The organism is Aliamphritea hakodatensis (assembly GCF_024347195.1).
Lineage (GTDB): Bacteria > Pseudomonadota > Gammaproteobacteria > Pseudomonadales > Balneatricaceae > Amphritea > Amphritea hakodatensis.
This window is the reverse complement of sequence record NZ_AP025281.1, coordinates 2125637-2139433: the sequence shown is the minus strand read 5'-3', so window position 1 is coordinate 2139433 and position 13797 is coordinate 2125637. Positions and strand designations below refer to the sequence as shown.

General features: G+C 54.2%; 8 protein-coding genes. 5 read left to right on the top strand and 3 right to left on the bottom strand.

Going from position 1 to position 13797, the window contains the following annotated elements:
* The first annotated feature begins 524 nt into the window (after positions 1–524).
* Complete coding sequence (locus tag PCI15_RS09775; protein ID WP_271274142.1) at positions 525–5297, top strand: Ig-like domain-containing protein; 4773 nt, start codon at positions 525–527, stop codon at positions 5295–5297.
* A gap of 196 nt (positions 5298–5493) precedes the next feature.
* Here the strand turns inward: PCI15_RS09775 and PCI15_RS09770 are convergent, their stop codons facing one another.
* Positions 5494–6408 (bottom strand): ornithine cyclodeaminase family protein, encoded by a 915-nt coding sequence (locus PCI15_RS09770; protein WP_271274141.1) that lies wholly within the window; start codon positions 6406–6408, stop codon positions 5494–5496.
* A 1-nt stretch (position 6409) separates the two neighbouring features.
* Entirely contained in the window at positions 6410–7576 is a 1167-nt protein-coding gene (locus tag PCI15_RS09765) for a DSD1 family PLP-dependent enzyme (protein WP_271274140.1), read from the bottom strand.
* Between the two features lie 104 nt (positions 7577–7680).
* Here PCI15_RS09765 and PCI15_RS09760 point away from each other — a divergent pair, with 104 nt between their 5' ends.
* From PCI15_RS09760 to PCI15_RS09750, 3 genes are all read left to right on the top strand, one after another.
* Complete coding sequence (locus PCI15_RS09760; RefSeq protein WP_271274139.1) at positions 7681–8583, top strand: LysR substrate-binding domain-containing protein; 903 nt, start codon at positions 7681–7683, stop codon at positions 8581–8583.
* Positions 8584–8806: 223 nt separating this feature from the next.
* A complete protein-coding gene (locus PCI15_RS09755; protein WP_271274138.1) occupies positions 8807–10576 on the top strand; it encodes a sensor domain-containing diguanylate cyclase in 1770 nt (589 codons plus the stop codon).
* Positions 10577–10750: 174 nt separating this feature from the next.
* Entirely contained in the window at positions 10751–10918 is a 168-nt protein-coding gene (locus PCI15_RS09750) for a hypothetical protein (protein ID WP_271274137.1), read from the top strand.
* A gap of 93 nt (positions 10919–11011) precedes the next feature.
* Here the strand turns inward: PCI15_RS09750 and PCI15_RS09745 are convergent, their stop codons facing one another.
* On the bottom strand, positions 11012–11800 hold the full coding sequence (locus PCI15_RS09745) for a formate/nitrite transporter family protein (RefSeq protein WP_271274136.1): 789 nt from the start codon (positions 11798–11800) through the stop codon (positions 11012–11014).
* Positions 11801–12323: 523 nt separating this feature from the next.
* Between PCI15_RS09745 and PCI15_RS09740 the strand changes: the two genes are divergently transcribed.
* A complete protein-coding gene (locus tag PCI15_RS09740; RefSeq protein WP_271274135.1) occupies positions 12324–13691 on the top strand; it encodes a dihydroorotase in 1368 nt (455 codons plus the stop codon).
* Positions 13692–13797: the final 106 nt, after the last annotated feature.

The window sequence follows — 13797 nt, the reverse complement described above, 5'->3', positions numbered from 1 at the left end:
AGCCGTACTGAAAACAACTTTTTTCAGCGCGTAAACAGATGTAAAAAGACCTGCAACACTGATTCAAATACTATAGAAATACTTTGGACTCCCGGAGCAGAGGCTGGCAATGAATGCCTCCCCTGCTCACTGGCAGACCGGTTAACAGCAAAAGGAAATTGCTCGGACCGGTACCGGAGGTTCCCGCTACACGCAGGTGAACACCGGATGCTGTCGGTCAACCAGTCAGTAAAAGAAACGGAACTTCGACTATGCGTATACCTGCCGCCGTATCGGGCCATGCATCTCTTAAAAAAGCGTTGATCATCTGTCCAGTGCTGGTAACCACACTGGCAGTTTTAACGTCGGCGCATGCTAACGCGGATGCTGCTGGGCTGGCCGGAACAGATGTCACATCTACATTTACCGGTCCGGATATATCATCTTCCCCAACAGTTTCCACAGGGATTCCAACTGGCTTCTCTAACGGCGCTAGCTTTTGGGTCACAACCCCATCTGACGGGGGATTCGCAAAGGGGCTCAGGGTGCAGCTTGACGGAGAACCGGTTAACGCAGTAATCACCGGGGCTCCCGTTTCTGCGTCACTGTCGGGGTTTACCGTTACTGTTACTTTCAGCAAGACAGTCACAGGGTTTGACGCCGGGGATATCAGCGTTTCCAACGGCAGCGTCACTGACCTGACAGGAGGAGGTAACACTTATACGGCGACTGTTATCCCAAATGGCAGCGGCGATATCGCGGTTAGCATTCCTGCCGCCAGCGCCCACAGCATCGGCAACTTAAGCGCACGAATTACCGAAGCTAAGTACGAAAATGTTTCAACCTTTGCCGCTGCAGCTAACCCGGATACCTATTTCGATACTAACGGTAACAGTCATACCGTTGCATCATCCTCTACAGGCTGCTGCTACGCACTGAGTAATGTTCGTTTTGCAGGATACCCAACAATCAGTTTTTTAGGATCTTCTGCCATCAATCTGGTGTCTGACACTGCAGTTGCGCCCAACAGAGCAAGCCAGGTCGTCAGCGTAATCTATATCCCACCGGCAACACCTATCATTACCGCATTGAGCGTTAGCCCCGACGGAGAGATTATCGCCAGTGGCACCGCCGAGCCCGGATCAACCATCACCGTCAGCTTCCCCGACGGCAGCACCGGGACGACAACCGCCGCCCCGGACGGCTCATATTCAGTAACTTCAGCGCCGAATCAACCATCCGGTAATGTCGAAACCTTTGCCAGTGACCCGTCAGGTAATCAATCCCCTTCAACCAGACAAGCCTATACCGACAGCACCGCCCCGGCCGCTCCCGTTACCAGCGCGCCGAGCATCAGCCCCGACGGGGCTATCACCGCCAGTGGTACCGCCGAGCCCGGTTCAACGGTCACGGTAACCTTCCCGGATGGCAGCACCGGCACCGCCACCGCCGCACCGGATGGCACCTATTCAGTAACTTCCGCCCCGAATCAGCCGTCCGGTGACATTGAAACAATTGCTGCCGATCCGGCGGGTAACCGGTCTGCCCCTGCAACGCAAACATACACCGACAGCACCGCACCGGCGGCTCCCGTCGTCAACGCACCGAGCATCAGCCCAACCGGAGAAATCACCGCCAGCGGTACCGCCGAACCCGGCTCAACGGTCACTATAACCTTCCCGGATGGCAGCACCGCCACCGCCACCGCTGCGCCGGATGGCACCTACTCAGTAACCTCCGCCCCGAATCAGCCGTCCGGCAACATTGAAACCCTTGCCACTGATCCGGCGGGGAATGCATCCGCCCCGACCATACAGGCATATTCTGACAGCACCGCACCGGCTGCGCCTTCAACGAACGCGCCAAGCATCAGTCCAACCGGGGAGATTACCGCCAGCGGTACCGCCGAACCCGGTTCAACGGTCACAGTGACCTTCCCGGATGGCAGCACCGGAACCGCCACCGCCGCCCCGGATGGTTCCTACTCAGTAACCTCTGCCCCGAATCAGCCGTCCGGCAACATTGAAACCCTTGCCGCCGATCCGGCGGGTAATGCATCCCCTCCGACCACGCAGCCGTACACTGACAGCACCGCCCCGGCCGCTCCCGTTACCAGCGCGCCGAGCATCAGCCCCGACGGGGCTATCACCGCCAGCGGTACCGCCGAACCCGGTTCAACCGTCACGGTAACCTTCCCGGATGGCAGCACCGGAACCGCCACCGCCGCCTCGGACGGTACTTACTCAGTTACTTCCGCCCCGAATCAACCATCCGGCAACATTCAAACCCTTGCCACTGATCCGGCGGGTAATGCATCTGCTCCGACCACGCAGGCGTATTCCGACAGCACTGCACCGGCTGCGCCTTCAACGAACGCGCCAAGCATCAGCCCAACCGGAGAAATTACCGCCAGTGGTACCGCCGAGCCCGACTCAACAATCACGGTAACCTTCCCGGACGGCAGCACCGGCACCACAACTGCTGCACCGGACGGTACCTACTCAGTTACTTCCGCCCCGAACCAGCCTTCCGGTAATATTGAAACCCTTGCCACTGACCCGGCGGGGAATGCATCCGCCCCGACCACGCAGCCGTACACTGACAGCACCGCCCCGGCCGCTCCCGTTACCAGCGCGCCGAGCATCAGCCCCGACGGGGCTATCACCGCCAGTGGTACCGCCGAGCCCGGTTCAACGGTCACAGTGACCTTCCCGGATGGCAGCACCGGCACCGCCACCACTGCACCGGATGGCTCATACTCAGTAACCTCCGCCCCGAATCAGCCGTCCGGCAACATTGAAACCCTTGCCACTGACCCGGCGGGTAACCGGTCTGCCCCTGCAACGCAAACATACACCGACAGCACCGCACCGGCGGCACCTTCAACCAACGCGCCAGGCATCAGCACAACCGGAGCCATCACCGCCAGCGGTACCGCCGAACCCGGCTCAACCGTCACGGTAACCTTCCCCGACGGCAGCACCGGAACCTCCACCGCTGCGCCGGATGGCTCATACTCAGTAACCTCTGCCCCAAATCAACCTTCCGGCAATATTGAAACCGTCGCCACTGATCCGGCGGGTAATGCATCCCCTCCGACCACGCAGCCGTACACTGACAGCACCGCCCCGGCCGCTCCCGTTACCAGCGCGCCGAGCATCAGCCCCGACGGGGCTATCACCGCCAGTGGTACCGCCGAGCCCGGCTCAACCGTCACGGTAACCTTCCCGGATGGCAGCACCGGCACCGCCACCGCCGCCTCGGACGGTACCTACTCAGTTACTTCCGCCCCGAATCAGCCTTCCGGTGACATTGAAACCATTGCCGCCGACCCGGCGGGTAACCGGTCTGCCCCTGCAACGCAAACATACACCGACAGCACCGCACCGGCTGCACCTTCAACCAACGCGCCAGGCATCAGCCCAACCGGAGAAATCAATGCCAGCGGTACCGCCGAGCCCGGTTCAACGGTTACAGTAACTTTCCCCGATGGCAGCACCGGAACCGCCACCGCTGCACCAGACGGCACCTACTCAGTAACCTCTGCCCCGAATCAGCCGTCCGGCAACATTGAAACCCTTACCACTGACCCGGCGGGGAATGCATCCGCCCCGACCATGCAGGCGTATTCTGACAGCACCGCACCGGCCGCGCCTGTCGTAAACGCGCCAAGCGTCAGCCCAACCGGAGAAATTACCGCCAGTGGTACCGCCGAGCCCGGCTCAACAATCACGGTAACCTTCCCGGACGGCAGCACCGGCACCGCCACCACCGCCCCGGATGGTACCTACTCAGTAACCTCTGCCCCGAATCAGCCGTCCGGCAACATTGAAACCCTTGCCACCGATCCTGCCGGCAATTCATCCACTCCCACCACGCAGGCGTATGCCGACAACATTGCGCCGGAAGCCCCCATCGCGAACACACCCGCCGTTGACCTGGACGGAGCCATCACCGCCAGTGGTACCGCCGAGCCCGGTTCAACGGTTACAGTAACCTTCCCCGACGGCAGCACCGGAACCGCAACCGTTGCGCCGGATGGCTCATACTCGGTAACCTCCGCCCCGAACCAGCCTTCCGGTACGGTCGAAACGGTTGTCACCGATGCCGCCGGAAACACATCACCTGCAATCACGCAACGGGTAGATTTAACCAGCCCGGGCGTTGTGCTTTCCGGCGGGCCTGAGACGTTTTCTGACCTGCTGCCGTTTACCGTCACCACCACATTTTCTGAAGACGTAACAGGCTTTGATGACCTGAACAATGATATTTCCGTTATCAATGGCACAGTCAGCGCAATCAGCGTCGGTACATCCTTTTATACGCTCACAATCATGCCTTCAGGCAGCGGCGATGTGCACATTACAGTGCCTGCCGGTGCCGCTCAGGATACAGCAGGCAGGGGCAACAACGCCTCAAATACACTGGTCGTTCGCAGCACCATTGTTGAACTGACGCAGCGCAGGATTGCAGAATTCATGTTATCCCGGGCCAATAATCTGGCCGTCAACCAGCCTGGCCTGACCCGTTTTTTACAGGGCAAAGACTGTACGGATGTGAATGCCCGCGCCAACCAGTCTTCAGGGGAATTTAATGGCTGCCTGTCCGGCAATAATATCTGGGTTGATATCACCGGCTCATGGACCGATGACAATTCATATGTACTGGGCGCATTCGGAGCCCATACCTTTATCAGCGATAACCTGCTGATCGGCGGTATGTTCCAGCTTGATGATACGAAAGACGATGCGAATAACGCGTCCGGTCAGGGTTGGCTGGCCGGGCCTTATTTTGTGGTACGCCACCCTGAACAGCCGCTGTTTACAGAAGGCAGGCTCCTCTACGGGGAAACCGATAACAAAATATCCCCCCTGAACACCTACACCGACAGCTTTAAAACACGGCGCTGGCTGGCCCAGCTTCGACTCACCGGAGAATATGAGTACCGGGCCACCACCCTGATGCCCATACTTGACCTGACATATACAGAAGACAGCCAACGGCGCTATTCTGACAGCCTGAACAACACCATTCCGTCACAGAGCATCGCGCTGACCCAACTGAGAACCGGCTTAAATTTCGAAACACCGGTGCTGTTACAAAACGGCCTGATTACATTCAGAGGCGGCATTTCCGGGATCTACTCATCCAACAACAAAACATTCAGCGAGTTTGAAAACCTGCGGGGCCGGGCTGAACTCGGCGCAGATTACCTGTTCAGCAACGGTGACATTCTGGGAATTGATACCTTCATCGACGGCTTGGGTGTCAGCCACGATGCATACGGGATAAGCATACAGTTCAAAACTGAATTTTAGTGCCCGATGATGACACGGGCCGCAACCGGTTAAAGAAAACAGAGTGGGAAAATACAGGCAGTCATCCATGTACAGAGCCTGATCTTCTGATTCTGCGAACCCGGGCAGGACAGATACAGGTTGACTGCCCGGCAGCATTTCTGCATGCATTTAACGTTCCCGGCTGCCGTGCCTGCACCACACAGGCATGAATCCTTTAAACGTCTGCTTTTTCCAGTAACTTCTCAGCGACGAACAAGTCCTGAATTGCAATGCCTGAACTGTCGAAAACAGTAATAGCAGTATCGGTTTCCCGGCCTGAAGCCTTCCCGCTAATGACCTTCCCGATATCTGTAATCTGAGCATTACCCGCGTGCTGGAACTCCCCGATCACTTCAGATTGCGGCTTATAGTCACAAAACAGCTTAGCGGTCTTATACAGCTCTGCTGGCAGCTCCTGCTTACCCACTTTATCCGCGCCCATTGCCGAGATATGCGTACCCGGCTGTACCCAACCGGCCTGAAATAACGGCTCTGTCGCAGTCGTTGCCGTCACGATAATATCGGCCTGCTCACAGCCGCTTTGGGCATTGCCGGCTTCAGCCTTAAGCCCCTGCTTTATCAGCTTTGCAGTAAATGCCTGCGTTTTATGTTCGCTTCTTCCAACGACGATTACACGGCTGATATTCCGGACTTTTGCAATCGCCAGCACTTCATATTCAGCCTGATGTCCGGTACCAAAGACTGTTAATACTGATGCATCAGGGCGGGCCAGATAATCAACCGCGACGGCATCGGCCGCGGCCGTACGATAAGCATTCACTTTTGTTGCAGCCACGGCGGCCACCAAGGCTCCCGTTGCAGGTCTGAGTAAAAAAATTGTTGTCCCATGGCAGGGCATATTTTTAGCCTGATTTTCAGGCCAGTACGAGCCTGTTTTCCAGCCCACCAGTGAGGGCGTGGAGGCGGACTTCAGGGAAAACACCGAGCCCACCTGCGGGCCGGATGCATTCACCACCGGAAACAGTGTTGCCTGATCACCGATGGCGGCAACAAAAGCATCTTTCACCGCCTCATACGCCAACTCATGTGAAATCAGTTTTGATGTTTGCGCTTCACTTAAATACATCATCTCACCACCCCTGAATCCGGTTCCATACTTCGTAAGTTTCAGCCTGCGTATCAAAAACGTGATACTTGCTATGCATTGCAGCCGTTGCGCACGCATGATTCGGCAAAATATGCAGCCGCGAGCCGATCGGGAAATCATCCGGTTTCAGTTGCCGGTCATTTACCATTGTAAGAATGCCATGTTCCTGATTGACCGAGCTTACCTGGAGACCTTCCAGTAACTGGCCGGTTTCATCTGCTACCAGACCATAACCGCAATCGTGTGGCTGCTGAGCCGTGCCCCTGTCACCGGATAACGCCATCCAGCCGGCATCGACAAACAACCAGCCTTTTTCGTGATTATGGCCAATGACGGTGGTCGCAACCGTGGCTGCGATCTGATTAAGCTCGCAAATACCAATGCCTTTCATGACCAGATCAAAGAAACTGTACACACCTGCTCTGACTTCAGTAATGCCGTCCAGATTTTCATAATGATGAGCGGTGGGAGTAGAACCGACACTGACGATTTCACATGGAATATTCGCTGCCCTGAGCCTCGCAGCAGCGTCCAGCGCAACTTTGACTTCGTTGGCGGCAGCTTCGCGCAAAGCATCAGGATTTAAGCAGTGATAAGACTCACCCGCATGGGTTAAGACCCCCTTAAAATCAGCAGCACCTGTATGCAGTAGCTGCGCAATGTCTATAAGCAACGGGTCGTCAGGACGAATACCTCCACGGTGACCATCGCAATCGATCTCCAACAATACCGGAACTGAACAACGGTGTTCTTCGCAGAACAGATTCACCTGATTTGCCTGTTCAGGCGTATCTGCCAATACCCGTATGGTCTGCCCTTTGTGCTGTAAGTTCTTTATTCTTTTCAGTTTTGCTGCAGAAATACCAACAGCATAAATAACATTCGTATACCCCTCACTGATTAACGCTTCAGCTTCTTTAAGCGTTGAAACCGTTATCGGAGACGAGCTATCAGGCAGCAGGTATTTTAAGGCCTCCGCTGCCCTGACGGTTTTAAAGTGCGGCCTTAAGCTGGCCCCCAAAGCTTCGGTTCTGGTGCGTAAATGCATCAGGTTCTTCAGAAATGTTTGTTTATCCACACAAAGGCAAGGTGTATCAAGAGCCTGATAAGTATCTGACTGGGATTTATTAAAATATCTGATGTTCAGCATAATCACATTCCGGCAAAGCAGATGAATAAGTGCTCATCAGTATCTAAAAAACATATTTAGCTGTACATTAACTATCACTAACAAACTCATTAATACAGAACCTAATGATTACAACTGAAGACCTGCGCTTCATCATGAACATCGCCAGCCACAGAACGCTGGCTGATGCGGCCAGAGCCTTAAATATTACCCCCCCGTCTGTCACACAGCGGATTCAGCATATTGAGAAAAAACTGTCGGTTACCCTGATTCAGCGACCTTCGCGGACCGTCAGTCTGACGGAAGAAGGCCAGATGTTACTGGATAAGGGAATTTCAATACTGCAGGAACTGGATGAACTTCAGGATCAGCTCGATGAGCGCAAGCAACAGGTCCGTGGCAAATTGCGGGTTCTGGCACCGTTAGGCTTTGGAAATGACCATATCGCCCCGCTACTCGAAGCCTACAAGCGACAGCACCCGCAACTGGATATAGAGCTTGAACTGTCCGACACCCCCAACTGGGCCAGTCATCACAAATGGGACATCATCATTTACATCGGCGCATTAAATGATTCTTCACTGAAAATGATCACCCTGCGCAAAAATCAACGCTTTCTGTGTGCATCACCACAATACATTGAAGAAATGGGCTGCCCCGAAACACCCCGGGACCTGCTGAAACACCAGTGCATTGCCCTGAGAGAAAATAATGAAGACGTCACCGTGTGGCAATTCACACACCAACATACCGGCAAAGAGGATGTCGTCAGGATCACGCCAGCCCTGGCCTGCAACGAAGGCAGGGTAATTAAAGACTGGGCCCGGTCCGGTCTGGGCATCATCATGCGCTCTGAATGGGATGTACAACCCCAACTGGAAAGCGGCGAGCTGGTGCGTCTTCTGCCCGACTACAGCCTGCCTGCAGCCAACATAGTGGCACTGCTCAGCACGCCGGTAACAACACGCTCCGCAAGGGTGTCAGGATTTCTGTCTATGCTGAAGGCACAGTTAGCGTCCCCTGTTTGAATTCTGAAAAATCTGCGCTGGCCAGAGTGACCCGGTTATCCCTAAAGACCACCGCGCCCGCTGTCACAGTACCCGGATAACACCGGTACATTCAGTAACAATTTTTTAACACATTTCGTTGGAATGAATGGGCCGCAACACGGTATACTACGGCCGTTGATATAGCCAAGGTGTGGCATACTTCTGACTGGCAGGAACGTCAGTCTTTCCGGAATCTGCCAGAATGCCCAGAATCGCGCAATATCCTCTGTTTACCTCCCTGCTGACACTGCTGTTTCTGGCAGTCGTAACCGGTATCACCAGTTACGCAATCAATAATATCGAACAGGCCACAAAGCAACAGATCCGTACGTCCCTTAAAACGGTTCTGCAAACCACAGTTACCACTTATCAGGTCTGGATTCAGTACCGTAAGAGAGACGTTAAAGAGCTGGCAACAACCCCGGCGGTCGTCGATATGACCGCAAAGCTGCTCAACGGTAACACTGCAGAACAATCACTGGCGCTGACCCGTATGCGCGAATACCTGACACCTAAACTGCGCAAAGAAAGTGATCTGGGATTTTTTATTATCTCACCTGCCCGCCTGAATATCGGTTCTATGCGGGACAACAACCTGAACAGCCTGAATCTGATTCACATGCAAAGGCCCGCTTACCTGAACCGCGCCTTTAAGGGTGAAACCCTGTTTATACCGACCCTGTTCTCTGATGTTCCCCTGTCCGGCAGAGCCGCCAGTGACAAGCAGCGCTCTCTGACCATATTCGTGGTTTCCCCGATCCGGCAGGATGATGAAATCATTGCCGTGCTGGCCCTGCGGATCAATCTGAATACCCTGTTTAACCATGTATCTGGCCTGGCCCGTCTGGGCGATACAGGCGAAACCTATGCCTTTGATGAACGGGGCATGATGATCACCGAAAGCCGCTTCGAACATCAGCTGCGCAAAAAGAACCTGATCAGCCCGGACAGCAACAGCATTCTGAATATCCGGATTACCGACCCCGGCGGCAATCTGCTGGAAGGTTACCTGCCGGATCACCCACCCCGGCAACAGCCCCTGACCCTGATGGCCGCTGAGGCGACCCGGGGCATATCCGGCATCAATGTGGATGGCTATCGGGATTACCGCGGGGTGCCGGTATTCGGCGCCTGGCTGTGGGATCACGACCTTGGCTTTGGGGTTACCACCGAAATAGACGTCGATGAAGCTCTGACACCTTATTACCAGACCCGCCAGACGGTACTCGGGGTGCTGAGCCTGATTATGCTCATGGCAGTATTGCTGCTGGCCTATATCATTCGCAGCCAGCAAGCGAAAAAACGGTACTTACAGCAATCCAAAGACATACTGGAACAATTGGTGGAACAGCGTACTGCTGAACTGAATACCACCCGCAAACAGCTGGAAACCGCCAACCGTGAACTGGAAGTACAGGCCACCACCGACAGCCTGACTCAACTGGCAAACCGCCGTAACTTTGATGCTCACCTGCAAAGTGAGTGGCTGCAGTGCAGCCGGGATAACAAACCACTGGCGATTCTGCTGATCGACATTGATCACTTTAAAGAATACAACGACCATTACGGCCATCTGCAGGGTGACGAATGCCTGCGCCATGTCGCTCAGGCCCTGCAGGATGCAGATGTGCTGCGCCGCCCCGGGGATCTCATCGCCCGCTATGGCGGTGAAGAATTTGCCATCATTCTTTCGGCCCCCAACGGCACATACGTCAGCCAGACGGCTGAACGTTTAAGGGAACAGATCTGTAAGCTGGAGATCGCGCATCAGGCCTCGGCAGTGCCTGAAAGAATTCTCACCATCAGCATTGGCTATGCTGTCAGTCAGCACTTAAAGCAGATATCCCCTGAAACACTGTTTGATCAGGCCGATCAGGCACTGTACCGGGCCAAGTCACGGGGCCGTAACCAGAGCTGCGGTGCCGGCGCCAGCAACGGGGAACAGGATGCGGAAAACAGACCAGCAGGCTGACATCGCTGATCTCAAAATGAGCAAGAGCCCCTTGCGGTGATACGGCCCAAGGGTAATAACCGCCGATACCACGGCCAGCAAAAACATAACTGTCGCCATGCAAAGTATGTTGCCAGCGGCGGTGAATTCAGTAACATGCTGTTAAGACAATAATCACAACTAACTGGAAAATATATGAAAATTTTAGGAGCAGTAGTCGCCGTCTGTCTGGCACTGTTTTTATTTTATCAGGCACACGGTATGCCAGGCCTGAGCCTCGAACGCCTCGGCTACATCGCTGGTGCAGTGATTCTGATCGTGGTCTCCATCATCGTATTTGTCCCCCCGCGAGAAGATCAGTAACCGGCTGACGACGCAACATCAGAACATTGCTGGCTGAGATACCTCTCACCTTCAGCCAGCAACCAAACCATTCTGCCTCTCCAGCCGGTAAAATCAGCCCGCAGTATTACCGTACGCAATCCGGTAGAACAGTGCGACACCCCCGGCACCCCCAACAATATTCCCCAGTAACACCGGGAAAATATTATTCAGCACAGCACCAAAACTGATATCTGCACCGGACAGAATGCCTGCCGGAATCATGTACATATTGGCTACGGAATGCTCCATACCCATGGCCACAAAGCCGGTTATTGGCCAGACAATTGCCATGATCATGCCTGAAGTAGTCCGTGCTGATACTGTCATCCACACCGCCAGACATACCAGTGCGTTACACAGTACGCCACGGCAAAATGCTTCCACCCAGGTGAGTGAGGTTTTGGCGACTGCGACCTGCATAGCCCGCTCGGCTACATCGCCTTTAAATAACCCGGCCCAGTACACCAGTGCCAGAATAATCATGCTGCCAATCAGATTACCCAACAGCACAATCGACCAGTTGCGCAGCAATTTAGCGAGGCTGACTTTGCCGTCCACCACCGCCATTACAATCATCGTGTTACCGGTAAATAACTCCGCACCGGAAACCACAACCAGGATAAGCCCCAGCGAAAACGCCAACCCGCCTAACAGTAAAATCGGCGGGTATAAAACATCCAGACCTGAGGTGGTTTTGGTATAAAACAGTGCCCCGAAACCGATAAAAATCCCCGCCAGAACCGACAGAGTGATTAACGGAACAAGTGCCATTTCGGCCTTAGCAATGCCGGTAAGGCGAATGCGTCGGGTAATTTCTGCAGGTTTATGTGCATCCATTCCCGTAGGTGCTAACTCAGACAATAGTGTTTCTCCAATAACGCCCTTCAGCAGTGAAACATGCTGCAAAGGCAGTCTGCTCAGGTATACATCCTGAAAATCAAATACAACAGAAGTGCTTCAGAAACGGGGCACAAAGCAACTGACACACAGATCTGCCAACAAAGAGAATGAACATCATTCTCACTCTCATTATAAAGTAGTAGCACGGAAAATAAACGCTATTATCTGCGACGAAAACAGAACTGTTCCCGCCATAAGCCTAAGATTTAACGGATTTTTTTTAACAGTTCTTTCAAGGAAGGCATTGATCAGTAAAACCCGCGGAACAGAGCAAAATCAACAGACCGTTACTGACAAATAACATCACCATCAGCAAAGAATCAGAAACACTCCTGAGCTACGACTGCAACCTGCTCTGATCCGGCCTACGGAGGCACTGGTGGTTGCTTTATAAAAGCACAATCAATTAAATGTTATATTATAACATAATTATCATGCTATGATCTTTCCAACGCTAAACTCATAAGGTCAGACACCTCAGAACATGACAACACTGATTAAAAATGCCCGCATCGTTAACGAAGGAAAAATATATGAGGCCGATGTTCGGATCAACGGACAGCGGATCGACCGGATCGACAAAGACATTCCCGCCCGCCCGGATGAAACCGTAACCGATGCACAGGGCTGCTGGCTCTTACCGGGTATGATCGATGATCAGGTTCATTTTCGTGAGCCCGGGCTGACCCACAAAGGAACCATTGCCAGCGAATCACGGGCCGCTGTCGCCGGTGGGATAACCAGCTATATGGAGATGCCCAACGTCAACCCCGCCACCACCACCCACAGTGCCATCCGGGAAAAAAACCTGATTGCCCGGCAACACTCATATGCAAACTATGCGTTCTATCTGGGTGCGACGGAACACAATCTGGACGAAATCAAAGCGCTGGACCCGACAACTTCGTGCGGCGTAAAAGTGTTTATGGGCGCATCAACAGGAAACCTTCTGGTTGAAAACCCGGTTGCGCTGGAAGCCATCTTCCGGGAAAGCCCGGTATTAATCGCCACCCACTGTGAAAGCGGCCCCGTGATTGCGGATAACGTAAAAAACTACCCTCCGGGTTATGAAGCGACCATTCAGGATCATCCGGTCATCCGTGATACTGCAGCCTGCTATGCATCCTCTTCCTATGCCGTGGAACTGGCCAGAAAGTACAACAGCCAGCTGCACGTGCTGCATATCACCACCGAAAAAGAACTGGGCCTGTTTTCCCCCGGGCCGGTTGATACAAAACATATTACCGCTGAAGCCTGCGTACACCATCTGTGGTTCAGTGATCAGGATTATGAGCCGCTGGGCAACCTGATTAAATGTAATCCGGCGATCAAAACCTCACAGGACCGCACTGCACTGATTCACGCACTGCACAGCGCCCAGATCGACATCATTGCTACCGATCACGCCCCGCATACCCGGGCAGAAAAACACCAGCCCTACCCTGCGGCACCGGCGGGGATGCCACTGGTTCAGCACGCACTGCTCAGTCTGCTGGAACACGTGCAGCAAAACCGCTTATCCATTGAACAGGTGGTTAAAAAAGTCGCCCATAATCCGGCAATACGCTACCGCGTGGCAGAACGGGGCTTTATCCGTGAAGGCTATTATGCGGATCTGGTGCTGGTCGACCCGCAGCAGAGCACACCGGTTTCCCACCGCAATTCGCTGTATCACTGCCAGTGGACACCCTTTGACGGCACCACCTTCTCATCCCGGATTTGCGGTACCTGGGTGAATGGTCAGCAAGTGTTTGACGGCAATCAGGTACTTCCCCTGAACAACGCGGCAATGCCACTGCGATTTTCAGACGCTGCAAACCTGCACAGGCCGCTTCGAACCATTGAAAAGTAACCCCTGAAGAGGCCAATAGCCCCTGACTCCGACAGGCTTTTCCCTTTAGCGGCCGGATAATTGCCAAACAAAGCATCATCCCGTCATCACACGCTTCATAAAAAGA

Excerpts from the sequence above, each read along its gene's own strand:
- PCI15_RS09750 (WP_271274137.1), top strand. The coding sequence starts at position 10,751 with ATGAAAATTTTAGGAGCAGTAGTCGCCGTCTGTCTGGCACTGTTTTTA.
- PCI15_RS09740 (WP_271274135.1), top strand. The coding sequence starts at position 12,324 with ATGACAACACTGATTAAAAATGCCCGCATCGTTAACGAAGGAAAAATA.
- PCI15_RS09755 (WP_271274138.1), top strand. The coding sequence starts at position 8,807 with ATGCCCAGAATCGCGCAATATCCTCTGTTTACCTCCCTGCTGACACTG.
- PCI15_RS09770 (WP_271274141.1), bottom strand. The coding sequence starts at position 6,408 with ATGATGTATTTAAGTGAAGCGCAAACATCAAAACTGATTTCACATGAG.
- PCI15_RS09765 (WP_271274140.1), bottom strand. The coding sequence starts at position 7,576 with ATGCTGAACATCAGATATTTTAATAAATCCCAGTCAGATACTTATCAG.
- PCI15_RS09760 (WP_271274139.1), top strand. The coding sequence starts at position 7,681 with ATGATTACAACTGAAGACCTGCGCTTCATCATGAACATCGCCAGCCAC.